Here is a 23,060-nt window from a genome sequence, read left to right on the forward strand (position 1 = left end):
GCCCAGGCTCTGGAGGCGATATGTTCGACTGGAATGACCTGCGGTTTTTTCTCGAGTTGCAGCGCAGTGGCCGCCTGCTCACCGCCGCTCAACGCCTGAAAACCACGCATGCCACTGTGGCGCGGCATATCGACGCCATCGAGAAAAGCCTCGGCACGGCGCTGTTCGTACAGCACGCCCAGGGCTATGAGCTGACGCCTGCTGGCGAAGCATTGCTCAAACATGCCGAAGCTATGGAAAACGTGGCACTGCTGGCCGAAGACGAGCTCACCCACTCTGCGGCGCCCCTGGGCAAGATTCGCCTTGGTGTAGCCGAAGGGCTGGGCGTGATGTTTCTGGCCGCACGCATGGGCGGGTTGTTTGAACGCTATCCAGGTTTGGAGGTGGAGCTGGTCGCGGTGCCGCGTTTCGTCAGCATCCTCAATCGCGAAGCGGAGATCAGCATTCACTTGGAACGCCCCAGCGCCGATCAACTGGTGACGCGCAAACTCACCGATTATCGTCTGGCGCTGTACGCCAGTCGTGCCTACCTGGCGCGTAACCCGCCCATCGAAAAACGTGAAGACCTCTCTGCCCATGCCTGGATCGATTATGTCGATGACCTGCTGTTCAGCCAGGAATTGAAGTTCCTCAACAGCTTCTGCCGTAGCCCCCGGGTGGTGTTCCACAGCACCAGCGTGATCGCCCAGCACCAGGCGGCGCGTTCGGGGTTGGGCATTGCGGTGTTGCCATGTTTCATGGCGGCTGGGGATGGAGAGTTGGTGCCGTTGCTGCCGGCGGAGGGTATCCAGCGCAGCTATTGGATCAGTTCGCGCCGGGAGCTGCACAAGTCGGTGCGGTTGCGGGTGTTGTGGGATTATGTGGTGGAGCTGTGCGCAAGGGAGCAGGGCTTGTTGCTCGGCGAATCCCGCTGACACACACACGGATTAAAATGTGGGGGCTGGCTTGCCTGCGATGGCGGTGTGTCAGTCACCGATGGGCAAGCTGACCGGCCGTCATCGCAGGCAAGCCAGCTCCCACATTTGGATCGTGGTGTGTCAGGGACAGTCTAGAGCTTTACTACCTGATGCACCTGCTCGGCACAGGCCCGGGCCTCTTCAATCATCTTTCCGAACGCATCGCTGGTGACTTCGGCATGGGTCAGCCAGCGCTTTTTCTGGCTCAGGCGATAGTGATAGCGCAGCGAGCCGTCCTCCAGTTTTCCGTCCAGGTAGAGGTCGTACCAGGGCGAGCGTACCTTGCAGCCGGGGATGGCTTTTTCCATCTTCCCGCCTGCCAGGGTGTAGGTGTAGTCATAGGTTTCAGGATTGCCCAGGTAAAGGTCGGCCTGTTGCCCCTGGCGGCGATAGTTGATGTAGCCCTCCCAGCGGTCTTTCAAGGACGGGTCGGTGTAGACATAGTCATTGGCCAGTTTTTCCAGGGCGCGCTGATCGTTCATGCGGGCGGTGACGCTGTAGCCGTCATGTACCACAAAGCGGGTGGGTTCGCGGGTGATCTGGCAGTCGCTGATATCGTTGCCGAAGTTGGCGCAGATGTTCTGGTCGGTGGCGGTGGTGCCTTGCTGGCGGTCTGCGACGCTCAGTTGCATCAGCGGCAGGCGGCTGAAGGTAATAGTCGCCTTGACCGCGCCATCTCCCTCTTTGCCGTACTGCACCTGTTTGTCCAGGCGTATCGAGACTTCGGGGCGCTCCAGTGGGATGTGTTCTTCACGCACCTGGCCCTGGGCATCGTTGACCAATACCCAGCGGTCTTGAATATCGGGCATGGTCTGGCCTGGGGCAAAGACCGGGTTGGTCGGGTCAAGCCACCACACCTGGCCATTCACTTCGGCACGCACGATGGCGTGGTTCGGCGCCTGGGTGCCAGGAATCAGCAGGGCATCGACCACGTCGCCACGGCTGACCCACGCGGTCTCAGCCTTGATGCCACTGGCCTTGAGCATGGCCGTCAGCAGCGTCGCCAGGTCCTTGCAGTCGCCATAGCCGTGCTGCTCGATTTCCGCCAGGCTGAACGGCACATAGCCGCGCTCGGTCGCCCGCCAGTCACCCAGGTAGCGGTAATGATCATTGATGTGCTGCATCATTGCCGCGACTTGCTCAACTGGCGCCAGGCTGCGTGCGGCGGCCACGGCGGCGGCGGCTTGCGCCGGCAGGGTGGCGCCGAGGATCTGGTTGTAACGCTGGGCGAAATCACCGAAGTACGCCTGGCGGTCCACGGCGCTCCCCACTTCCAGGCGTGGGACGCGCAGCAGGGTGGCAGCGGAGGATTCATTGATGTAGTTGAGGTAGGTCGGGGCTTTTTGCACCACATCCAGGGTCTTGCCGTTGCTCGAAGGCGTTACCTTGAAACCGTCGAACAATTCACTTCGCCACTGGATCGGCCGTTCGGCGGTAAAGCGCGCCTTGAAGCGATCGCGGCGGGCTGAGCTGGGCCCGAATTTGAGCACATAGTGGAACTGGGTCATCAGCGGTTTGGCCGGGTAATGCTGGCGTACCGTGTAGCGGATCTGCGTGCCCACGCGCAGGTTGGGGAAGGCCAGGGAGGTTTGCTTGTCGCGGCTGAAGCCTTGGTCCGGGTTGGGTGCGCTGCGGGTATCGATTTGCGTGGCGGCCAGGGCGACGGGCTTGGCGCCAGGCTGGGTGGATTGAGCGCTGACCACTTCAAAGGTGTCGGCTTCGGAGTAGTCGAAGTCGATGCGCGAAAGCATTTCGCGGCCGTTGGCCTTGAGGATCGTGTAGCGGTAAGTGGTGGTGCAGTCTGTGCTGGCGTCGCGGTTGAAGTGGCAGTGCAGCTCGGTGTCACTGGCCAGCGGGGCTTCGGCTATGGGTTGCAGGGCTGCGCTGACGGAATGGGAAACCAGCCCCAGACTGATGGCAATCAAAGGGCGGTGAAACGGAAAACGGTACATGGGCGCCTCGGGTGACACATTGAAACAGCTACCCGGCGGGTAGCGAGAAGGCGCCGGATGATAATGGATCTCAACGGCAAAGGCCAGGATTGTTCGACAATTTATCGGGCTGAAAGGCCCGTGCTAGAGCCTTTCTTTGATTTGGGTCAAGGTTTTTATACCGCGAGCGCGTCACGCGCTTAGAGGAACCAGCGATATTCCCGCGCCTGGATCTCCTGCTGGAAAGCCAGGTGGTCCTGGCGTTTGTTCTCGCAATACACGTCGACAAATTCCGCGCCCAGCTTGTCGCGCAGTATTGGTTGCTGCTGCATGGCACGCACGGCGTCGAGCATTTCCACCGGGAAATCGGTGCCGCTGTTGCGGTCTTCGTTCAATGGCGCGATGGGTTCGCGCTTGGCATCAAGCCCGTGCTCCAGGCCCACCAGGATTGCCGCCAGCACCAGGTAAGGGTTGGCATCGGCGCTGGCCAGGCGGTGCTCGATCCGCAGGTTGCGCGGGTCGGACTCGGGGATACGCACACAGGCATCGCGGTCTTCAAAGCCCCAGCTCGCCCGCGTCGCAGCGTTGACCGTGCCGCCCAGGCGACGGAAGGCGTTGTGGTTGGGCGAGAAGATCGGCATGCAGTGGGGCAGCAATTCCAGGCAACCGGCTACGGCGTGGCGCAATGGCTGCTGCTGATGGGCCGCTAGCAAGTTATTGCCCGCTGCGTCGTAAAGGCTGACATGCACGTGCATGCCGCTGCCGGGAAATTGCAGATAGGGTTTGGCCATGAAGCTGGCGCGGTAACCATGCTTGAGCGCAACGCCACGGGTGCTGCGGCAGAACAGGGCGGCCCAGTCGGCGGCGCGCAGGCCGTCATCGCAGTGGCCGAAGTTGATCTCGAACTGGCCGGGGCCGATCTCGGCGGTGATCACCGTGATGTCGATGCCTTGGTCCTTGGCGGTTTGCGCCATGTCGTCGAGCACGTCGCTGAAACGCGACAGCCGTTCGATATGCAGGTTGGGCTGGTCGTCGGCATCCCCACTGAGCGGGTCGCGGGCGAATTGCGGCAGGCCGTTTTCCAGCTGTTTATCGAACAGGTAGAACTCCAGCTCAAACGCCACCACGGGATGAATGCCCTGATGCTGCAAGCGTTCCAGGACCTTGGCCAGGACTTCGCGGGGTTCGAACTCGATGGGCGCTTCGGTGCCGTCCGAGGTGATGAGCATTTGCCCCAATGGCTGCGACTCCCAGTTCACCGGTTTGAGCGTGCCGGGCACCAATCGGCGATTGGCATCCGGGTCGCCATCGTTGAAGCAGTAGTCGCCAATCTTGAACAACCCCCCCTGGACCCCCAGCAATACCGCATTCTGCGGCAGCTTCAGCGGGCTGCCAGCGGCGACTTTTTCAAGCATCTCCACGGGGTAGCGCTTGCCGTAGAAATGCCCGGGAATGTCTAGGGCGACCAGGTCGACATAGCGCACGTCGGGGTGGTTCTGGCGAAAGCTGCGTACTTCGGCCAGCAACGTGGAGGAATGGCTTTTCACGGGTGCAGCTCCTAGTTGTAAACCCACAAGACGCGGGCGGGCAGGTCGGTCAGGTTGGCGTAGCGGCAGTGGGCGAAACTGGCGAGGTGGAAACTGTCGCCTTCGTAGAGGGTGACCGCATCGGGCTCACCCTCAACCCACAGCGTCAGCTCGCCCTCCAGCACAAAACCGGCCTGCTCGGCGCGGTCGCTCATGCTTTGCTCACCGCTGTTGGCACCGGGGGCCAACAGACTATCGAGCATCGAGAACGCACCGTTCATGCTCGGAGACACCAGGATGTCGGTGATGCCATTGGCGTAATACACCGTGCGCCGCTCGTTGGGGCGTGTGACCCAATCCACCGCCTTGGGTTTGGGCAGGCTGTAGAAATAGGTGGTGGGCACATCGAGGGCGTGGCTGATGGCGGTTAAATCGGCCACGGTCGGGCGCGACAGGCCACGTTCGACCTGGGACAGAAACCCCACCGACCGTTCGATTTTTTGCGCAAGTTGGGCCAGGGTGAGCTTCTTGTGCTTGCGCAGGTCGTGGATCAGCGCCGCGAGGGTGGCGAGTTCTTCTTGAGGGGTCATGAAATTTAATTCGAATAATTTCATGAAAAATTACACGATTATTTTCACGCTCGCAAACCCTATGCACAAACCCTTGTGGCGAGGGAGCTTGCTCCCGCTGGGCAGCGAAGCGGCCCCAACCCATTCACCGCATGCGTTCAGTGGATGCGCGGTGTGGCTTTTTGGGGCTGCTGCGCAGCCCAGCGGGAGCAAGCTCCCTCGCCACAGAGGATTGGGAAATATGGGGAAACTGTATTGGGCAGGGACATCTCAGGTGCCTGCTAGGTTGAATGGACCATTCAACCATTCAGGGGAGCAAAGGATTGCTTCACAAGCCCAACTCTCATTTGTTGCGACGTGGCCGTTATTCAGAACCTGGTCGAGCTTATTTGGTGACTGCCGTGGTTTATCAACGTCGCCCGGTATTTGCCGATCTTTACCTGGGGCGGCTATTGGTTGCCGAGCTCAAACGAGCCCATGACCTTGGACTGGTCAACTCGCTGGCTTGGGTCATTATGCCGGACCACCTTCACTGGTTATTTGAATTGCGAGGCGCGACGCTGCCTGAAGTGATGAAACGGGTGAAGTCGCGCAGCACACTGACCATCAACCGAGCCCGTCGCACGCACGGTGCTTTTTGGCAGTACGGCTATCATGATCGTGCGGTGCGGGCCGATGAAGACCTTATCAAGGCTGCTCGCTACATCATCGCCAACCCACTGCGAGCCGGACTGGTCGAGCATGTTGGCGACTACTCGCTCTGGGACGCCGCCTGGCTATAACGTTGTACCCCCCCCTGTGGCGAGGGAGCTTGCTCCCGCTGGGCCGCGAAGCGGCCCCAAAAAGCCCGACCGCGTACCCACTGAAAACATGCGGTGAATGGGTTGGGGCCGCTGCGCATCCCGGCGGGAGCAATCTCTGGCCACAGGGAAATACGGCTGAATGATTACGCGCCGCCGCGGTCGGAATCTGGGTACGCACCATTAATTGAAGGAGCACCCATGAAGTCGAAAACCTTAGCCGCTTGCCTGCTGGTCGCTGCCAGCTTTTCCTCCGTCAGCGCTGTAGTGCAGGCCGGCGATACCCCTCAGGAAACCGTGCAACCTTCAAACATCAACGCTCGTGATTTGAAAGAAGGCGACCGCGCTCCGGATATCCTGATGCGCAAGGAGTCGGCCATCAGCGATTGGAAAAAGCGCGGCCTGAAGCAGCCCGAAGAAGAAAGCCAGTGGGCGCGCGTAGGCGACAAGTACGTCCTGCTCAAGACCACCAACGGCACCATCCTCGAGATTACGCCAGTCAAGAAATAATCCCGCCGGGGCATCTGCTCGTTTCATGTTTCTTGCGTTAAGGTAACCGACCGCAATGGTCGCGTTACCTTTGAAGAACGAGAGCAGGATGCTTGCCACCATCAGAAACTACCCCCGCACCGTGAACCTGTTGCTGTGCGCCACGTTGCTGCTTACGCTGGCCAAGGCCATCACTTTTCCTTATCTCGTGATCTACCTCACCAGCCATTTCGCCTTGGACATTACCCAGGTCGGCCTGGTAATCGGCAGTTCGCTGATCGTCGGTTCGCTACTCAGTGTCTACGGTGGTTTCCTGGTCGACCGCATCAATAGCTATCGCCTGTTGCTCGGCTTGAGCCTGGTGTTTGTGCTGGGGTTTATCGGCACGGTGCTGGCGCAAAATATCTGGTCGTTCTATGGCTGCCTGATCCTGATCAACCTGGCCTACGCCGTCATCGATATTGCGGTGAAAGCCGGCTTCGCCAGCCTGCTGCCCGAAGACGCGCGCAGCGAAGTGTTTTCCATCAAATACACGCTTACCAATATCGGCTATGCCGTGGGGCCGTTCTTTGGCGCGATGGTGGCCAAGCTGGATATCAGCCTGCCGTTTATTCTGTCGGCGCTGTTGGGGCTGGGGTTTTTTCTGCTGTACGGGCGCTGGGGTGACCGTAACTTGGCCACGGTGGATGCCACGCAAAAGCCGCTGCCGTTCCTTGCCGTCGCCCGTGTTTTGCTGCAGGACCGTCGCCTGGTGTGCTTCACCCTCGGCGGTTTACTCAGCGCGGTGGTGTTCGGCCAGTTCACGGCCTATCTGTCGCAATACCTGGTGACCACCACGACCGCCGAATACACCTACACGGTGATCAGCGCGGTGCTGACCACCAACGCCGTGCTAGTGATTGCCTTGCAGTACTTGATTGGCCGGCGCATCTCGCACCGTTACCTGAGCCAGTGGCTGATCGCTGGCTTGAGCATGTTCATGCTGGGGTTGATTGGCTTCGGGCTGTCCACCAGCGTGGTGGGCTGGGTGCTGGCGATGGCGGTGTTCACCGTCGGGGAGATCATCGTGTTTCCGGCCGAATACATGTTTATCGACCGAATTGCCCCGGACCACCTGCGGGGCATGTATTACGGGGCGCAAAACCTGTCCAACCTCGGTGCGGCGCTGGGGCCGGTGCTGTGTGGGCTGGTGTTGGCCAGCCTGCCGGCCCATTACATGTTCTACATGCTGGGGGCGTTTATCGTTGCCGGCGGGGTGTTTTATTTCATGGGAGCGGCGATAAAGGCAAATCATCCAGCGTGAGCTTGCCGACGTTGTTGCTTTGCAGCTCGTAGCGCAATTCATCCACCATTTTCGCTACTTCCTGCGGGGTCTGCAGGCGGTTGGTGCTGATGCCAGTAACCACCAGGTCGACGCGGCCGGTCTCGGCATCGTAGACCTTGAGGGTCAAGGACGCGTCCCGGCACAGGGTGAATTCGCACGTCAGCGGTGACAGGCCTTCTTCGATGCAGTTGCGCAGCTGAGAGAGGGTAAACATGCGGGTTCCTTCTAGGCATAAATACGATCCCTTGAAGGTTATTGCTTGCACCGCCGCTCAATAAGGCGAATTCGCACTAGACGCACTAGTGCATTTGCAGGGTCAGGGCTTGTTTTTCAGGCGCAAATCACCGGCAAACAGCCCGCGTTCACGAGCCCAGACGATCGCAGCACTACGGCTGTGCACCCCCAGCTTGGAATACACCGTGGCCACATGGTTACGCACGGTGTTGGGCGCCAGTTTCAGGCGCGAGGCGATTTCTTTGTCCGCCAGGCCCTCGCAGATCAGGCCCAATACATCGCGCTCGCGGGCGGTGAGGTCGGTGAAGGAAACATTCGGCAGGTTGGGGCTGTTGACGCTCTTGGCGTTGGCCAGCTTCTCGATCAGGGTCTGGCTGAACCAGGACGCGTCCTGCATGACTTCCTCGATGGCCGCCACCAGTTCCAGCTCCGAGCGTTTGCGCTCGGTGATGTTCATCAGCACCATCAGGTAGCAGGGGACGTCCTGGATAATCACGGTGTCGGCGGATACCACGCAGTCGATCACCTCGTTGCCTTTCTTGCGCACCTTGAGGTCCTGGCCTTCAAGGTTGCCGGCTTTTTCCAGGGTGGCGAACAACTGCGCGCCGGCCTGGGGGCTGTCGATGAAGTTGATGTCTTCGATGGATTTGCCGATCAATTCCTCGCTGATGTAGCCGGTGATGCTCATGAAGGCTTCGTTGATGTCTACTACCTGGCGGTTGTCGGCACTGCATACCAGGGTCGGCACGGGCGTCAGGCGGAAGGATTTGGCGAAGCGTTCTTCGCTCTGGCGCAGGGCGATCTCGGCTTTGCGCCGAGGCTCCAGGTCGGTGAAGGAAAACAGCATGCAGTCTTCCTCGTTCATGTCCAACGGTTGGCCGGCGACGATCACCAGTTTGCTGCCACCTTCGGGCAGTCTCAGTTCGGCCTGCATCTGCGGGATGGTCGCGCCTTCGCCCAGGCGCTGGATCGCCAGGTCCTTGCGCTCGGCCTGTTCCAGCACATCCAGTTCATACACAGATTTGCCGATGACCTGGTCGCGGTTGTAGCCGGTCATCTCCAGAAAACCCTGGTTGACCTTGATGTAGCGCAGGTCGCTGAGGCGACAGATCACCGCGGGCGCCGGGTTGGCGTTGAAGGTTTTCTCAAAGCGTTGCTCGGCGCTGGCCCATTCGGTGGCGTCGCTGAGGATCAGTACCAGCAACTCAGGTTCACCCTGGGCATCGGTCAGCACCAGGCTGCGCAGGCGATGTACCCAACTGCGGTGTTCGTCGTCGGCGGGTGTGACTTCCACCACCACATCGCTGAACTCTTCTCCGGCAGCCACGCGGCTGAGGGGGTAGCTGTCCAGTGGCAAGGGATGGTTGTTGCGATAGCGCAGGGCAAAGCGTTTGGCGTACGCCTCGGTATTGGCGCCCAGTTCCTTGACCTCGCTGACCCCATGCATGGTCAACGCCGCTTCATTGGCCCAGAGAATGGTCTGGTCGACCTCGGCCAGAATCACACCGTCGGACAGCCCGGAGATGATGGTTTGCAGTTGGCGGCGGTTGGTTTCTTTGGCGAGAACATCCTGGGTCATAACGTCTCCGATTAGGGCAGGGCAAGGCACATTGGGTTACGACATCCTGGCTTCAGGATAGTGCAGAGTAATTACCCACGGGGCAGTGCGAATGCACCAGACCACCTGGTGCATATGGGCCAGGACTGAACGTATGTCGTTTCGCCACACTCACACCCATCAAGGCACATTGCCTTGCTCCTCAATTTGAAAAGGACCTTTGTATGACCACTGTCTATGAAACCAATCGATCGCTGTTTCGAGTGTCGTGGAGCTCGGTATTGGCCGGTAGTGCAATCGCACTGGTCACCTACCTGGTCTTGAGTGTGTTGGGCACCGCCATTGGCGCCAGTGCCGTTGACCCGATGGAAGCGGGCAACCCGTTGAGCGGTTTTGGCACGGGTGCGGGTATCTGGTTGTTTGTATCGACTCTGGTCGCCATCGCGTTGGGCGCGTTCGTGGCCGGCCGCACCGCGCCGGATCGTGGCGGCCTGCATGGGGTGCTGACCTGGACCTTGACCACCTTGCTCACCACTTGGCTGTTGGCGGGCCTGGCTTCCAGCGTGGTCGGTACGGCCGGCAACGTGGTGGGTAAAGGTCTGTCTGCTGCGGGCAGTGGCATTGCTGCCGCCGCGCCGGGGATTGGCAATAGCATCAAGCAACAGTTGAACGAGCAGGGCATCGAGTTGGACTGGAACAGCCTGCAAGGCCAACTGGATACCTTGCTCAAGCAGAGCGGCAAGGCTGAACTGGACCCTGCCAATGTCGAGCAGAAAGCCGATCAGGCAGCTGTCGATGGCAAGCAGTCGGCTACCGATGCAGCGACCAATCCTGCCCAGGCCGGTGATGAGCTCAAGCAATGGTTCGAACGTGTGAAAGCGTCCGGCGAGCCAGCATTGAATGCAGCGGATAAAGAGGCGCTGGTCAACATCGTCGCGGCCCGCACTGGCAAGAGCAAAGAAGAAGCCACGCAGATCGTCGACAACTATGCCCAGGCTTATCAGCAAGCCATGCAAAAGGTTGATGAGCTGAAAAAGCAGGCTGAACAGAAAGCCCGTGAAGCCGGTGAAGTCGCTGCCAAGCAACTGTCCCGCGCGGCCTGGAGCACCTTGGCCATGCTGCTGTTGGGTGCGGCGTTGAGCTTCTTTATTGGTCGTATCGCGCTGACTACCCGTCGCGTGCCTTTGGCTTAAAGATGTCTGCGGCAAGGACGCCGCCGGTGTGAAGGGGTAAAATGCTGGCATTTTACCCTTATCCCACAAAGGTGACCCTTGAGCGCAGGCAAAGCCGTCGGACTGTTATTACTCACTTCCCTGTTGGCGGCGTGCGGCACCTCGCCGCCACGCACGCCCAACGACCTCTGCGGTATCTTCCGCGAAAAAGACGACTGGTACGACGCCGCCAAGGTCACGCAAAAGCGCTGGGGCGTACCGATCCAGGTGCCGTTTGCCATCATGTATCAGGAGTCGGGCTTTCGCCACGACGCCAAGACCCCGCGTAAATACCTGCTGTGGATCATCCCATGGGGCCGCGTCTCCACCGCTTCCGGCTATGCCCAGGCCAAGGATGAAGTATGGAACGACTACCGCAAAGCCACCGGCCGCAGCGGCGCTGATCGCGAAGACTTCGACGACGCGATCGACTTTATCGGCTGGTACATGGACAAGACCTACACCATCAACGGCGTCTACAAATACGATGCCTACGGCCAGTACCTGAACTACCACGAAGGCTGGGGCGGCTACCGCCAGCGCACCTATGCCAGCAAAGCCTGGCTGCCGCCGGTAGCGAGCAAGGTACAGGCGCGTTCGCAGATGTATGCGCGCCAATATGCCGGGTGCAAGGATGAGTTGGGGCGCGGGTTCTGGAGCCGGTTCTGGCATTGGTTGTAAAGGGTCGACACGGCGACCTCTGAATGCATGCAGATTCAATGTGGGAGCTGGCTTGCCTGCGAAAGCGGTCGTGCAGTCACAGGTGCATTGACTGACACACCGCCTTCGCAGGCAAGCCAGCTCCCACATTGGATTCTGACGCGGCTGTATGCATTCCAGCGAACGGTCCACCATCACGTTGGCCATTTTCCTGCACTTGCCAAACCCCTCCGATTCTGGGAAAACCCCAGCCTTTGGCCCCTTCAATGAGAACCCCATGAGCAACGACGAACTACAGGTCACCGACATCCGCCTGGGCGACGGCAAAGCCGTGGTCAAAGGCGCGCTGATCACCACCCAATACACCGGCACCCTGGAAGATGGCACGGTGTTCGATTCCTCCTGGGAGCGGGGCAAACCGTTCCAGTGCGTGATCGGCACTGGCCGCGTGATCAAGGGGTGGGACCAGGGCTTGATGGGCATGCAGGTTGGCGGTGTACGCTCGTTGTATGTACCGGCGCACCTGGCCTATGGCGAGCGCTCGATGGGCGCGCATATCAAACCCAACAGTAATCTGCGCTTCGAAATTGAATTGCTGGAAGTGCTGACACGGGATGATTGAAGAGGTTGAACATGGACGTTGATCCACAGGTGTTGCCTGGCAGTTTCCTCGAAGGCATTCGGGTGGTTGAGCTGCTTGGCTGCGATGAAGCTGAGCTGCAGCAGTTTTTTGAACAGGCGCCGGCTTACTTCATCGCGGTGAATGGCGAACCGGCTACCCCGACCGAAGCACGGGAAGAATTACGCGGCCAATTACCCGCCGGCTGGCATTGCAGCCGCCTGTACTGGCTGGGTTACCGAGATGCGCAGGGCCACCTGGTCGCCGTGGTGAATATCGCCGCGGATTTGCTCGCCACCGGGGTGTGGCACATCGGGTTGCTGCTGGTGCATGCGCGCTGGCACGGCAGCGGGCTGGCGCAGCGCTTGCACGCGGACCTTGAGGCCTGGGCGGTGGCGAAGGGCGCCCAGTGGCTGCGGCTGACGGTAGTGGTGGGCAATACCAGGGCCGAGCGTTTTTGGCCCAGACTTGGCTATGTACAGGTGCGTACCCGCGAGGGCATCACGATGGGTCGGCAGGTGAATAAGGTGTCTATCCAGGTAAAGGGTGTTGCCAGCGTGAGCATTGAAGACTACGTGGCGTTGGTTGAAAGGGATCGACCTGATACGCCATAGCCAGGGATGTACATCAATCCCAGGTAGACGCTGATCGAGCTGACGCACCGCGATCCAAATGTGGGAGCTGGCTTGCCTGCGAAGACGGCCTGACAGTCAACACAGTTGGACCGTGTACATATCCATTCCTGCGGTAACGGCTACTCAGGGTTCCGCTTTTACAGCGGCTCACTTTTGAAAAGCCGGACTGCCGGCCCAGACAAAAGTAAGCAAAACGCTCTTTCCTGAACCCATCCTGAAGAACCTTCTTATTCACCAGCCTGCCACTTTCCTACGGTTTACTCCGCCAACATCGGGGCGTAAGCTTCGCGCGTTTTCATCAATAGCGGAGACCCTCAGTGGGTACTTGTTCGAGTGACAGTCGTCGGCCGGTTTCGGTAACCGGCCTCTACTTGGCAAGGTAACGCGCATTTTCCAGATGCCGTTGTCTCGCCTCATAAAGCGAGAAGCGGCATCCCGGCGGTGGCCAGTCCTGGCACCTGCCTGATTCCCTCTCATCGACGCTGACCAGCACCTGGGTAACGCCTGGATGCTACGGACGCGCCTGCCTGTTACGGCGGGCGGGCCAGGTTCGGCTGTGCCTGTGTGACGGGCGCGGTGTGGACGGGCAGTACCTGCACGACGGTTTTTCCTCGCGCAGGAGTTACACCATGAACCTCACTTTGCTCAAAGAGTTCTTCGCCGGTTTCCTGCGGACCCGGCATATCGCCCGGCATTTTCGCCGCCTGGCGATGCTGGAAACCGTGACCGATGCCAGCGTCAGCCGCGAAGTACCGCCCAGCCTGGCGCAGACACTGGTGGCCTCTGCCAACCGCAGCACTGTGCAATTGCTGGGCGTGCTGGGCAGCCACGCCGAGGGCTTGAGCACTCAGGAAGCCGACGCCCTGCGCGTGCAATACGGCCTTAACGAAGTCGAGCACGAACAGCCGCTGCCGTGGTGGGTGCACCTGTGGCATTGCTACAAGAATCCGTTCAACCTGCTGCTGACCCTGTTGGCGGTGATCTCTTGGCTGACCGAAGACATGAAGGCCGCCACGGTGATTTTCTCCATGGTGGTGCTCTCGACCCTGTTGCGCTTCTGGCAGGAGGCCAAGTCGAACAAGGCCGCCGACGCCTTGAAGGCCATGGTGAGCAATACCGCGACGGTGCTGCGCCGCGAGTCTGCCAAGCGCATTGAACTGCCGATCAAGCAACTGGTGCCAGGCGATCTGATTGTATTGTCGGCCGGCGACATGATCCCCGCGGACTGCCGCGTGCTCAGCGCCAAGGACTTGTTCGTCAGCCAGGCGGCGATGACCGGCGAATCCATGCCGGTGGAAAAGTTCGCCCACCAGCAGGACGCCCACACGCGCAACCCGCTGGAGCTGGAGAACATTCTGTTTATGGGCACCAACGTCGTGTCCGGCGCCGCCACGGCGGTCATCCTCGCCACCGGCAACAGCACGTATTTTGGTGCCTTGGCGCAACGCGTCACGGCGACGGACCGTGCGACCACCTCGTTCCAGCAGGGGGTCAACAAGGTCAGTTGGTTGCTGATTCGCTTTATGTTCGTGATGGCGCCGCTGGTGCTGTTCATCAACGGCTTCACCAAGGGCGACTGGACCGAGGCGTTGCTGTTCGCGCTGTCGATTGCGGTAGGCTTGACCCCGGAAATGCTGCCCATGATCGTCACCTCGACCTTGGCCAAGGGCGCGGTGTTTCTGTCGCGCAAGAAGGTCATCGTCAAGCGCCTGGACGCGATCCAGAACTTCGGCGCCATGGACGTGCTGTGCACCGACAAGACCGGCACGCTCACTCAGGACAAGATTTTCCTGGCGCGCCATGTGGACGTGTGGGGCCAGGAGTCGGACGACGTGCTGGAAATGGCCTATCTCAACAGCTACTACCAGACCGGCCTGAAAAACCTGTTGGATGTGGCCGTGCTCGAGCATGTGGACATCCATCGTGAGCTGAAAGTCGGTACCGCGTTCCACAAGGTCGACGAGATCCCATTCGACTTCAACCGCCGCCGCATGTCGGTGGTGGTGGCCGAGGAGCACCAACCGCACCTGTTGATCTGCAAAGGGGCGGTGGAGGAAATTTTGTCGGTATGCAATCGCGTGCGTCATGGTGACGTCGATGAGGCACTGACCGACGAACTGCTGGCGCGCATTCGCCAGGTGACCGCGGCCTTTAACGAAGAAGGGCTGCGGGTGGTGGCGGTAGCGGCGCAGCCGATGCCGGCAGGACGTGACACCTACACCCTGGCCGATGAAAACAACCTGACGCTGATCGGCTACGTGGCGTTTCTCGACCCGCCCAAGGAAAGCACCGCGCCCGCCCTCAAGGCCCTGAAGGCCCACGGCGTGGCGGTGAAAGTGTTGACCGGCGACAACGAACTGGTCACGGCGAAGATCTGCCGCGAAGTGGGCCTGGAGCAACAAGGCTTGCTGATGGGCAACGACATCGAGTCGATGAGCGACGCCGAACTGGCCCTGGCCGTGGAAACCACCAATGTGTTTGCCAAGCTCACGCCCAGCCACAAGGAACGCATCGTGCGGCTGCTCAAGGCCAACGGACATGTGGTCGGCTTTATGGGCGATGGCATCAACGATGCTCCGGCGCTGCGCACGGCGGATATCGGGATTTCGGTGGACAGTGCGGTGGACATCGCCAAGGAAGCGGCTGACATCATCCTGCTGGAGAAGAGCCTGATGATCCTGGAGGAGGGCGTGCTGGAAGGCCGGCGCACCTTCGCCAACATGCTCAAATACATCAAGATGACCGCCAGTTCGAACTTCGGCAACGTGTTCTCGGTGTTGGTGGCCAGTGCCTTTATCCCGTTTTTGCCGATGCTGCCGATGCACCTGCTGGTGCAAAACCTGCTGTATGACATCTCGCAGATTGCGATTCCGTTCGACAACGTCGATGACGAGATGCTTGCCACGCCGCAACGCTGGCAGCCGGGGGAAGTGGGGCGCTTCATGTTGTTTTTCGGGCCGATCAGTTCGATCTTCGACATCACCACGTTCGCACTCATGTGGTATGTGTTTGATGCCAACACTCCAGACCACCAAACGCTATTTCAATCCGGCTGGTTTGTGGTGGGGCTGCTGACCCAGACCCTGATCGTGCACATGATTCGCACGCCAAAAATCCCATTCCTGCAAAGCCGCGCAGCGCTGCCGTTGATGTTGATGACCGGCGTGATCATGGCCGTGGGGATATTCCTGCCGATGGGGCCTTTGGCGCACTACTTCAAATTGCAGGCGCTGCCGTCGCTGTACTTCGTGTTCCTGCCGGTGATTTTGCTGGCTTACATGGCGCTGACTCAGGCAGTGAAGGGCTACTACATTCGCAGGTTTGGCTGGCAGTAACAGGTTCCATGCAACATCGCAAATCCTGTGGGAGCCGGGCTTGCCCGCGATGACGGTGTATCAGTCGCCAGATTCATTGGTGGTGTACCGCTATCGCAGGCAAGCCAGCTCCTACAGGGACCTGCGAGTTACCAATGTGCCGCTGCATTCATGGAGATTTCTTATGCAGGCAATCAACAACATCAACCTCAACTCCCTGGTCGACACCGTGGTCAGCCTCAGCGCTGCGTTTATTCTCGGTGGCCTCATCGGGTTCGAGCGCCAATACCGCCAGCGCACCGCCGGCTTACGTACCAATGTGCTGGTGGCGGTGGGCGCGGCGATCTTTGTGGACATGGCCAACCGACTGGGCGGTGCGGAAGGCGCGGTGCGCGTGGTCGCTTACGTGGTGTCGGGCATCGGCTTCCTGGGGGCGGGTGTGATCATGCGGGAGGAGGGCAATGTGCGCGGGCTCAATACGGCCGCCACCCTCTGGGCTTCGGCCGCGGTGGGTGCCTGCGCCGGCGCCGACCTGATCCTCGAGGCGTTGCTGGGCACGCTGTTTGTGCTGGCGGCCAACACCTTGCTGCGGCCGATCGTCAACAACATCAATCGTCAGCCCTTGGACGTGGTGTCGGCAGAGGTCACCAATATCCTCTATGTCATTGCGCGCCGCAGTCAGCAACAGGCCGTGATGGTGTTACTGGAAGCCGAGTTGGCACGCTGCAACTACCCTGCCAGCGACGTCGACGTGCGACCGTTCGGCAGTGACGAAGTGGAAATCGAGGCCATCCTCGCCGCCACGTCGGTGGATGGCGACGAACTGGACGCGCTGGTGGCGCGCCTCTCAACGTCAACCCTGGTGGTGCAGGCCTTCTGGAGTCCTAGCACCACCGACTGATCCTGATGGGCTGGCCAGGATTGGCTAAGCTTGCATGTGGAAAAATCCTACATGTTGTCCGGATTATCCCTTCGGTTGAAACATCATTGCATTGCTAAAGTTGGGTACTTGCGGCTGTTGCGCCGTTGAGGCCCGGCGTCCGTCGCTCTGTTGAGTTAATTGAAGAGGCCAGACACTGCTTGGTTACCGCTCCAAGGAAGCAGTGCCGCTTGTCGGAACTGTCATTTCTCACAGGTACCCAGGTCCGGCGTGATGTGTAAGGGTATTTTGTCCACATAAGGAAGTTTTATGAGCAAAGCATTAATTGTGGATGACCATCCGTTTATCCGGGCAACGGTCAAACACCTCCTGCAATTGGAGGGGTTTGATGAAATTTTTCAGGCGGGGGATGGCGCTGACGCCATGCAGTTGGCGAGGGAGCAACGTCCCGAGCTGATTATCCTCGACCTGGCGATGCCTAAATTAGGCGGGTTGGAGGTTATCAGCCGCATCAAGGCGTTGGGCTTGCCGTGCAAGATTCTGGTGCTGACCTCCTACCTGGCGGTATTTTTTTCTACTCGTTGCATGCGTTCCGGTGCGATGGGGTTCGTCGCCAAGACCGGTGAGCTGGATGAGCTGCAAAAGGCTATCAAAGCGATCATGTCGGGCTACAGTTGCTTCCCCAGTTTGCCGACCAGTTCGGTGCGCCGCGATGATCTGCAAGAAACGGAACGGCAGATGATCGAGTGCTTATCGGACCGTGAGTTAACCGTGTTGCAAATGTTGGCCCTGGGGCTGGGCAACAAGGAAATTGCCGAACAGATGCTGCTCAGCCACAAGACCATCAGCACTTACAAGACTCGACTCAAGGAGAAGTTACGCATGTCTTCGGTAGTGCACTTATCCAAGTTTGCCCAGCGCAACCATCTGATCTGAATTGAGATGATCACCACCGCGTTTATAAGGTTCACCACGATCTTCTGGATGAGCCTGTTACCTCAGATCGCGGTGGCCCTGGATGAGCCCCATGCTTTGCGGCTGTTGGGGCATTCACGTATTGACACCCCGCAAGTAGCACTGGACGAGTCTGATTGGCGCTGGCTGCGCGAGCGGCGCACATTACGGATGGGGGTTTCTGCTCCCGATTACGCGCCTTTTGACTTGACCAATAACAACGACGAGCTCGAAGGTATCACCGCCGATTTTGCCGCACTGGTGGGTCAGGCCCTGCATATCTCCATAGAGGTACGGCGTTACGATACCCGCGATGAAGTGATCGAAGCCTTGAAGCAGGGGGGCGTGGATTTTCTCGGTTCCGCCAATGGCTACGAAGCGGCCGACCCGCAACTGCTTTTGTCTCGCTCCTACGCCAACGATCAACCGACCCTGGTGACTCGCAGCGGCGATAGCCAGGTGTTGAACGACGACCTGGCGGGCAAGCGCGTAGCGATGCTGTATCACTATATGCAGCCCGACGCCGTTCGGGCGTTTTACCCCCAGGCCCAATTGGAGTTGTTTGCCTCGACTTTCGAAGCCATTGGTGCCGTAGCGTTTGGTCGCGCCGACGTTTATCTGGGGGATGCTATCAGCAGCAACTACCTGATCAATCGCAATCACCTCAACAATGTACGTATGGCGGATTTTTCCGGCTTGGAAGTCAACCCGTTTGCGTTTGCCGTCGCCCGCGAAAATACACGTTTACTGCCCATTCTCAATGCTGCGCTGGAGGCGATTCCCGCCAGCGAGCAGATGGAAATCCTGCGCCGCTGGAGCGGAGGTAACCTGGGGATAATCGGCGTTGACCGGTTGCATTTGAGTGCCAGCGAACAACGCTGGGTGCAAAAGAATCCAAGGGTCAGAGTCGCGGTACTCAATGACTTTCTACCGTTATCTTTTATTGGTGATCAAGGCCAGTTCGAAGGGTTCGTGCCGAGGTACTATCGCGTATCAGCTTGCGTACCGGCTTGAAGTTCGATGTGGTCCCGGGCGGCTCATTGCCGCGCCAGATCAATATCGTCAGTGCGGGTACGGCGGACATGCTGGCGGTCGTCACGCCTAGCGCGGAGCGTGCTGAAAAAGTGCGTTTTACCCGGCCCTACCTGACCAATCCCTTTGTGCTGGTAACCCGTAACGGTCCCCACAGCCCGCTCACGCTGGAGGACATGGTCGGCAAACGCCTGGCCATGGTGGTCGGTAATGGCCTGCATGAGGACATAGCGAAAAATTTTCCAGGTGTGATGTTTGTCGACGTGGAGAACCCCCAGCAAGCCATGGCGCTGGTGGCCAATGGTGACGCCGACGGCGCGGTCAACTCGTTGATCAGCGCACGTTATCTGATCACCCGGTATTACCGCGACCGCTTGCGTGTCAGCAGCACGGTTGGCATTGAGCCTGCACGCGTGACCTTTGGGGTAAATCGCAGTCAGTTGGAGCTGTATTCGATCCTCGACAAGGCGCTGCTGAGCATCACCCCTCAGGAAATGGACGAACTGATTGGCCAGTGGCGTAGCGAGGTCATCATCGAGGACAGCTATTGGTTGCGTTATCGTAATGTGATTCTTCAGGGCTTTGGGTTGGCGGCGTTGTTGTTGGCCATCACGCTGGGCTGGGCCATTTACCTGCGCAGCCTGATTCGCAAGCGCCTGCAGGCCGAGCGAGCGCTGAGCGATCAGATGCGGTTCATGAGCGTATTGATCGACGGCACGCCGCACCCGATTTACGTGCGTGATCGCCAAGGGCGATTGATGGCCTGCAATAACGCCTACCTCGACGTGTTTGGCTACAAACTTGAAGACGTGATCGGCAGGACCGTAGTGGAAACCGACATCGAAAACCCGCCACAGGCCCGGTCGTTTCATGACGATTACCTGCGCTTGATGGCCGGCGGCGAGCCGCAGATTCATGATCGAATCCTCAAGGTGCCCAATGGCGATGTGCTGACCATTTACCAGTGGATGCTGCCGTATCGCGACGGCGACGAGAAGGTGGTGGGCATGATTGCCGGTTGGGTAGACGTAAGCGAACGGCACCGGCTGCTCGGCCAGCTACAGGAAGCCAAGGACGATGCCGACGCCGCCAATCGCGCCAAGACGACCTTCCTGGCGACCATGAGCCACGAGATCCGCACGCCGATGAACGCCGTGATCGGCATGATCGAACTGGCCTTGAAAAATGCCGAGCAGGGACGGGTCGACCGCGATGCTCTGGAGGTGGCCTCGGTGGCTTCGCGGGGTATGTTGGAGCTGATCGGCGATATTCTCGATATAGCGCGGATCGAGTCCGGGCATTTGTCACTGACCCTGGAGCCCGCCAACCTGCATGAGTTGTTGGCGTCGGTCGCACGCGTATTCGAGGGGCTGGCCCGAGCCAAGGTGTTGGCACTGCAGGTTGAGCTGGACCCGTTGATTGACCAGGCGGTGCTGGTCGACCCGCTGCGATTCAAGCAGGTGGTCTCGAATCTGCTGAGCAATGCCATCAAGTTCACTCCCCATGGGCAGGTCAGTTTGGTCGCGCAGGCGGTGGTCGAGGGCGATCGCTTGGCCGTGCAGTTATGGGTGCAAGATACCGGCATCGGAATCAGCGTCACCGACCAGCAGCGGTTGTTCAGTGTGTTCATCCAGGGCAGCAATAACCAGCAATCGGCACGCAGCGGGTCTGGGCTGGGGTTGGTGATCAGCCGCAGCCTGTGCGAAATGATGGGCGGCCAATTGCACTTGAGTAGTGTGTTGGGGCACGGCACTCGGGTGGACGTGACGTTGACCCTGGTCATGACCGCCACGCTGCCAGCCCCGATTGAGCCTGTGCAAGAGGCTGCGCCTGAAGGGCGCGCGCTGAGCATTCTGGTGGTGGACGACTACCCGGCCAACCGCTTGCTGCTGGCCCGACAGTTGAGCTTTCTGGGCCACCGTATCATCACGGCCGAAGACGGTGTCCAAGGGCTTGAACAGTGGCGAACGGGGCAGTTCGACGGCGTCATTACCGATTGCAACATGCCATTCAAGAACGGCTATCAGTTGGCCCAGGAGATTCGCGCACAGGAGCGTGAGCGGGGTCTGGGGCCCTGCCTGTTACTCGGGTTCACCGCCAACGCCCAGCCGGAGGAGGCCGAGCGCTGTCGGCAGGCTGGCATGGATGGCTGCCTGTTCAAGCCAACCGGGCTTGACGACTTGCGGGCGGCATTGGCGTCGCGTTCAGTTGGCACGAGCCCGCGACCCTTGGTTACCTTCAACTTGAGCACCCTGGTTGCGCTGACCGGGGATGATCATGCCGCGCTGGTCGAATTGCTGGCGCCGTTACTCGAAAGCCTGGAGGCGGATCGTGCCTTGCTGCCACGGCTGGCAAGCCAGGCAGACTTTGCCAAGTTGCACGACCTGGCTCATCGTGCCAAGGGAGGAGCGCGGATGGTCAAGGCCAACCCATTGATCAGTGTATGTGAGGCATTGGAGGCGGCGTGTGAACAGCGGGACCGTCAGGCATTGGGACCAGCGGTTGAAAGCGTGGGTGAGGCGATCGATGTTTTGCATCATGGCTTAAGCGCTTATTGCAATCAGCCCTGACTGTGGTTGATCGCCTTTCGGAGGATTTGGGAAAGTTCTTACATGAACGGGGAATAAGCCTGATTTTTTCGTCGGCATATGTCTGGAAAATGGGCGACGCTCACTGTCGAGCACTGCCTGCCCAGGGGTTTGCCATGCCGAACAAAGCATTGACCATCCTGATTGCCGATGAACAGCATCTGCAACGCCTGTACATCGAGAAAATGCTGAACCAGTTGGGCTATTACCGGATCGTGCCGGTGCAAACGTTCGAGGAGTTACGGATTCTCACCGCTATTCCTGCCGACCCCTTCGATGTGCTGATTATCAATGCGGCGCTGATGGCCCAGGCTTACGAAGCTCAGCCTCAGGTGCGTCATGTGCTGGTCTACGATCACCTGGATCTGGGTGCGCCTTGCGGTGTAACGCCGGTAATACGGGTGCGCCTGCCGGGCGTGCCGGACAACGTCAATCTTGAACATTTCATGGGCATCGTCGACCCCTCGGAGGTCTTCCACGGCCTGCGAGTGTTGCCGTGGCTGCGGGAGTTATCCCGCATGCCGGTGGCCAGGGCCTAGCCGCGTCCCTTAGGGAGCTTGCCCCCGCTGGGGCGCGAAGCGGACCCGCTTTTTGTCTAAAATGACGGGGCCTGCACCCCGTCCAGCGAGAGCAAGCTCCTTCCCGGATTTTAGTTTTCACCGATCAGTCGGCTTTGCGGTGTTCCCGCAACCGCTCGGCGGCACTGCGTAACAACTGCTCGGTCCCGTTCCAACCCAGGCAACCATCGGTCACCGAAACGCCGTATTTCATCGACGCGCTCAGCGGCTGGCAGCCTTCGAACAGGTGACTTTCAAGCATCATGCCGACCAGCGAGGTATCACCTTGCAGGCGCTGCTCCAGCACGTCATTGAATACCGCCGGTTGGCGCAGCGGGTTCTTGCCGCTGTTGGCATGGCTGCAATCGACCATGATCCGTGCCGCCACCTTGGACTTGGCCAGGTCGTGCTTTACGCCGGCCACGCTTTGCGCATCGTAGTTGGGCCCACGGTGGCCGCCGCGCAGCACCAGGTGGGTGTCGGGGTTGCCGGGAGTCTGGATGATCGCCGGGTGGCCCTGGCTGTCCACGCCGAAATGGCGATGCGGGTGAGAGGCTGAGCGCATCGCATCACAAGCAATGGCGACGCCACCGTCGGTGCCGTTCTTGAAGCCCACGGGCATGCCCAGGCCGCTGGCCATTTCGCGGTGAATCTGAGATTCGGTAGTGCGTGCGCCAATGGCGACCCAAGTGAGCAGGTCATCGAAGTAGCCGGCGGCCATGGGTTGCAGCAACTCGGTGGCCACCGGCAGGCCCAGGCGCAGCATTTCACGCATCAGTTCGCGGGACAGGGTCAGGCCGGCGGCCATGTCATCGCTGCCGTCCAAGTGTGGATCGTAGGCCAAGCCTTTCCAGCCCACAGTGGTGCGCGGTTTCTCGACGTAGGCACGGATCACCAGCAGCATCTGGTCGCTGACTTCAAGCGCGAGCTTCTTCAGATTGCGCGCGTATTCCATGGCCGATTCCGGGTCGTGGATAGAGCACGGGCCGACAATCACCAGCAAGCGTGAGTCTTCGCCATTGAGGATGGCGCGCACGGCTTGGCGATGGGCGTGGACTTGTTCGTTGAGGAACGGGCTGAGCGGGAGTTGGTGCTTGAGTTCAAGAGCGCTGGGCAAACGCTGGGTCAAGGCTTCATTGGCGCTGTTGAGGGTAGAGACGGGCAAAGCGGCGACGGAGGAGTTCATATTCAAGGCTTCCTGGGCAAGCGGCGGGCGATTCCCG

General features: G+C 59.8%; 18 protein-coding genes and 1 pseudogene. 13 read left to right on the top strand and 6 right to left on the bottom strand.

Translation table 11 applies throughout. The features are described 5' to 3' along the window. The first annotated feature begins 20 nt into the window (after positions 1-20). Positions 21-914, top strand: coding sequence for a LysR family transcriptional regulator (locus GIW79_RS13590; RefSeq protein WP_034127066.1), 894 nt, complete (start codon positions 21-23; stop codon positions 912-914). Positions 915-1,048: 134 nt separating this feature from the next. Here the strand turns inward: GIW79_RS13590 and GIW79_RS13595 are convergent, their stop codons facing one another. The 3 genes from GIW79_RS13595 to GIW79_RS13605 form a co-directional block, all read right to left on the bottom strand. Then, on the bottom strand, positions 1,049-2,908 hold the full coding sequence (locus GIW79_RS13595) for a DUF3857 domain-containing transglutaminase family protein (RefSeq protein WP_236453176.1): 1,860 nt from the start codon (positions 2,906-2,908) through the stop codon (positions 1,049-1,051). Between the two features lie 179 nt (positions 2,909-3,087). Further along, a complete protein-coding gene (locus GIW79_RS13600) occupies positions 3,088-4,434 on the bottom strand; it encodes a glutamine synthetase family protein (protein ID WP_236453179.1) in 1,347 nt (448 codons plus the stop codon). Between the two features lie 11 nt (positions 4,435-4,445). Next, positions 4,446-5,003, bottom strand: a complete 558-nt coding sequence (locus GIW79_RS13605) for a helix-turn-helix domain-containing protein (RefSeq protein WP_054922052.1) — start codon at positions 5,001-5,003, stop codon at positions 4,446-4,448. A 269-nt stretch (positions 5,004-5,272) separates the two neighbouring features. Between GIW79_RS13605 and GIW79_RS13610 the strand changes: the two genes are divergently transcribed. From GIW79_RS13610 to GIW79_RS13620, 3 genes are all read left to right on the top strand, one after another. Further along, a complete protein-coding gene (locus tag GIW79_RS13610; RefSeq protein WP_233453222.1) occupies positions 5,273-5,764 on the top strand; it encodes an REP-associated tyrosine transposase in 492 nt (163 codons plus the stop codon). A 219-nt stretch (positions 5,765-5,983) separates the two neighbouring features. Further along, positions 5,984-6,292 carry an RcnB family protein gene (locus GIW79_RS13615; RefSeq protein ID WP_054895758.1) on the top strand — a complete coding sequence of 103 codons (309 nt, stop codon included), beginning with the start codon at positions 5,984-5,986 and terminating at the stop codon, positions 6,290-6,292. A gap of 88 nt (positions 6,293-6,380) precedes the next feature. Continuing rightward, positions 6,381-7,574, top strand: a complete 1,194-nt coding sequence (locus tag GIW79_RS13620) for an MFS transporter (RefSeq protein ID WP_034127072.1) — start codon at positions 6,381-6,383, stop codon at positions 7,572-7,574. Here the strand turns inward: GIW79_RS13620 and GIW79_RS13625 are convergent. Then, entirely contained in the window at positions 7,537-7,809 is a 273-nt protein-coding gene (locus GIW79_RS13625) for a DUF1652 domain-containing protein (protein WP_003190355.1), read from the bottom strand. The genes GIW79_RS13620 and GIW79_RS13625 overlap by 38 nt on opposite strands. Before the next feature lie 102 nt (positions 7,810-7,911). After that, positions 7,912-9,408 (bottom strand): PAS domain S-box protein, encoded by a 1,497-nt coding sequence (locus tag GIW79_RS13630; protein WP_014717983.1) that lies wholly within the window; start codon positions 9,406-9,408, stop codon positions 7,912-7,914. A gap of 203 nt (positions 9,409-9,611) precedes the next feature. Between GIW79_RS13630 and GIW79_RS13635 the strand changes: the two genes are divergently transcribed. From GIW79_RS13635 to GIW79_RS13675, 9 genes and pseudogenes are all read left to right on the top strand, one after another. Beyond that, a complete protein-coding gene (locus tag GIW79_RS13635) occupies positions 9,612-10,580 on the top strand; it encodes a hypothetical protein (protein WP_089042767.1) in 969 nt (322 codons plus the stop codon). 78 nt (positions 10,581-10,658) lie between these two features. Continuing rightward, positions 10,659-11,279, top strand: coding sequence for a transglycosylase SLT domain-containing protein (locus GIW79_RS13640; RefSeq protein WP_034127075.1), 621 nt, complete (start codon positions 10,659-10,661; stop codon positions 11,277-11,279). A 256-nt stretch (positions 11,280-11,535) separates the two neighbouring features. Continuing rightward, complete coding sequence (locus tag GIW79_RS13645; protein ID WP_034127076.1) at positions 11,536-11,880, top strand: FKBP-type peptidyl-prolyl cis-trans isomerase; 345 nt, start codon at positions 11,536-11,538, stop codon at positions 11,878-11,880. Positions 11,881-11,891: 11 nt separating this feature from the next. Beyond that, on the top strand, positions 11,892-12,491 hold the full coding sequence (locus GIW79_RS13650; RefSeq protein ID WP_236453182.1) for a GNAT family N-acetyltransferase: 600 nt from the start codon (positions 11,892-11,894) through the stop codon (positions 12,489-12,491). Positions 12,492-13,141: 650 nt separating this feature from the next. Beyond that, positions 13,142-15,847, top strand: coding sequence for a magnesium-translocating P-type ATPase (mgtA, locus tag GIW79_RS13655; RefSeq protein WP_054895754.1), 2,706 nt, complete (start codon positions 13,142-13,144; stop codon positions 15,845-15,847). 163 nt (positions 15,848-16,010) lie between these two features. Beyond that, positions 16,011-16,727, top strand: coding sequence for an MgtC/SapB family protein (locus GIW79_RS13660; RefSeq protein WP_003190369.1), 717 nt, complete (start codon positions 16,011-16,013; stop codon positions 16,725-16,727). A 288-nt stretch (positions 16,728-17,015) separates the two neighbouring features. Then, positions 17,016-17,642 carry a response regulator transcription factor gene (locus GIW79_RS13665; RefSeq protein WP_034127079.1) on the top strand — a complete coding sequence of 209 codons (627 nt, stop codon included), beginning with the start codon at positions 17,016-17,018 and terminating at the stop codon, positions 17,640-17,642. A gap of 6 nt (positions 17,643-17,648) precedes the next feature. Further along, a pseudogene (locus GIW79_RS13670) lies at positions 17,649-21,262 on the top strand (transporter substrate-binding domain-containing protein). 134 nt (positions 21,263-21,396) lie between these two features. Further along, on the top strand, positions 21,397-21,819 hold the full coding sequence (locus GIW79_RS13675; protein ID WP_057978362.1) for a hypothetical protein: 423 nt from the start codon (positions 21,397-21,399) through the stop codon (positions 21,817-21,819). Between the two features lie 124 nt (positions 21,820-21,943). Here the strand turns inward: GIW79_RS13675 and GIW79_RS13680 are convergent, their stop codons facing one another. After that, positions 21,944-23,023: a 3-deoxy-7-phosphoheptulonate synthase gene (locus GIW79_RS13680; protein WP_197900598.1), complete on the bottom strand. Its 1,080-nt coding sequence runs from the start codon at positions 23,021-23,023 to the stop codon at positions 21,944-21,946. Positions 23,024-23,060: the final 37 nt, after the last annotated feature.

It is taken from the genome of Pseudomonas sp. PA-7-1E, from assembly GCF_021605325.1.
In the GTDB taxonomy this organism is placed as follows: Bacteria; Pseudomonadota; Gammaproteobacteria; order Pseudomonadales; family Pseudomonadaceae; genus Aquipseudomonas; species Aquipseudomonas fluorescens_BV.

What these genes read in the sequence shown, in the direction of transcription:
- GIW79_RS13605 (WP_054922052.1), bottom strand. Translation starts at nt 5,003, where the DNA reads ATGACCCCTCAAGAAGAACTCGCCACCCTCGCGGCGCTGATCCACGAC.
- GIW79_RS13590 (WP_034127066.1), top strand. Translation starts at nt 21, where the DNA reads ATGTTCGACTGGAATGACCTGCGGTTTTTTCTCGAGTTGCAGCGCAGT.
- GIW79_RS13680 (WP_197900598.1), bottom strand. Translation starts at nt 23,023, where the DNA reads ATGAACTCCTCCGTCGCCGCTTTGCCCGTCTCTACCCTCAACAGCGCC.
- GIW79_RS13595 (WP_236453176.1), bottom strand. Translation starts at nt 2,908, where the DNA reads ATGTACCGTTTTCCGTTTCACCGCCCTTTGATTGCCATCAGTCTGGGG.
- GIW79_RS13615 (WP_054895758.1), top strand. Translation starts at nt 5,984, where the DNA reads ATGAAGTCGAAAACCTTAGCCGCTTGCCTGCTGGTCGCTGCCAGCTTT.
- GIW79_RS13665 (WP_034127079.1), top strand. Translation starts at nt 17,016, where the DNA reads ATGAGCAAAGCATTAATTGTGGATGACCATCCGTTTATCCGGGCAACG.
- GIW79_RS13625 (WP_003190355.1), bottom strand. Translation starts at nt 7,809, where the DNA reads ATGTTTACCCTCTCTCAGCTGCGCAACTGCATCGAAGAAGGCCTGTCA.
- GIW79_RS13620 (WP_034127072.1), top strand. Translation starts at nt 6,381, where the DNA reads ATGCTTGCCACCATCAGAAACTACCCCCGCACCGTGAACCTGTTGCTG.
- GIW79_RS13675 (WP_057978362.1), top strand. Translation starts at nt 21,397, where the DNA reads ATGCCGAACAAAGCATTGACCATCCTGATTGCCGATGAACAGCATCTG.
- GIW79_RS13635 (WP_089042767.1), top strand. Translation starts at nt 9,612, where the DNA reads ATGACCACTGTCTATGAAACCAATCGATCGCTGTTTCGAGTGTCGTGG.
- GIW79_RS13660 (WP_003190369.1), top strand. Translation starts at nt 16,011, where the DNA reads ATGCAGGCAATCAACAACATCAACCTCAACTCCCTGGTCGACACCGTG.
- GIW79_RS13645 (WP_034127076.1), top strand. Translation starts at nt 11,536, where the DNA reads ATGAGCAACGACGAACTACAGGTCACCGACATCCGCCTGGGCGACGGC.
- GIW79_RS13610 (WP_233453222.1), top strand. Translation starts at nt 5,273, where the DNA reads ATGGACCATTCAACCATTCAGGGGAGCAAAGGATTGCTTCACAAGCCC.
- GIW79_RS13650 (WP_236453182.1), top strand. Translation starts at nt 11,892, where the DNA reads ATGGACGTTGATCCACAGGTGTTGCCTGGCAGTTTCCTCGAAGGCATT.
- GIW79_RS13630 (WP_014717983.1), bottom strand. Translation starts at nt 9,408, where the DNA reads ATGACCCAGGATGTTCTCGCCAAAGAAACCAACCGCCGCCAACTGCAA.
- mgtA (WP_054895754.1), top strand. Translation starts at nt 13,142, where the DNA reads ATGAACCTCACTTTGCTCAAAGAGTTCTTCGCCGGTTTCCTGCGGACC.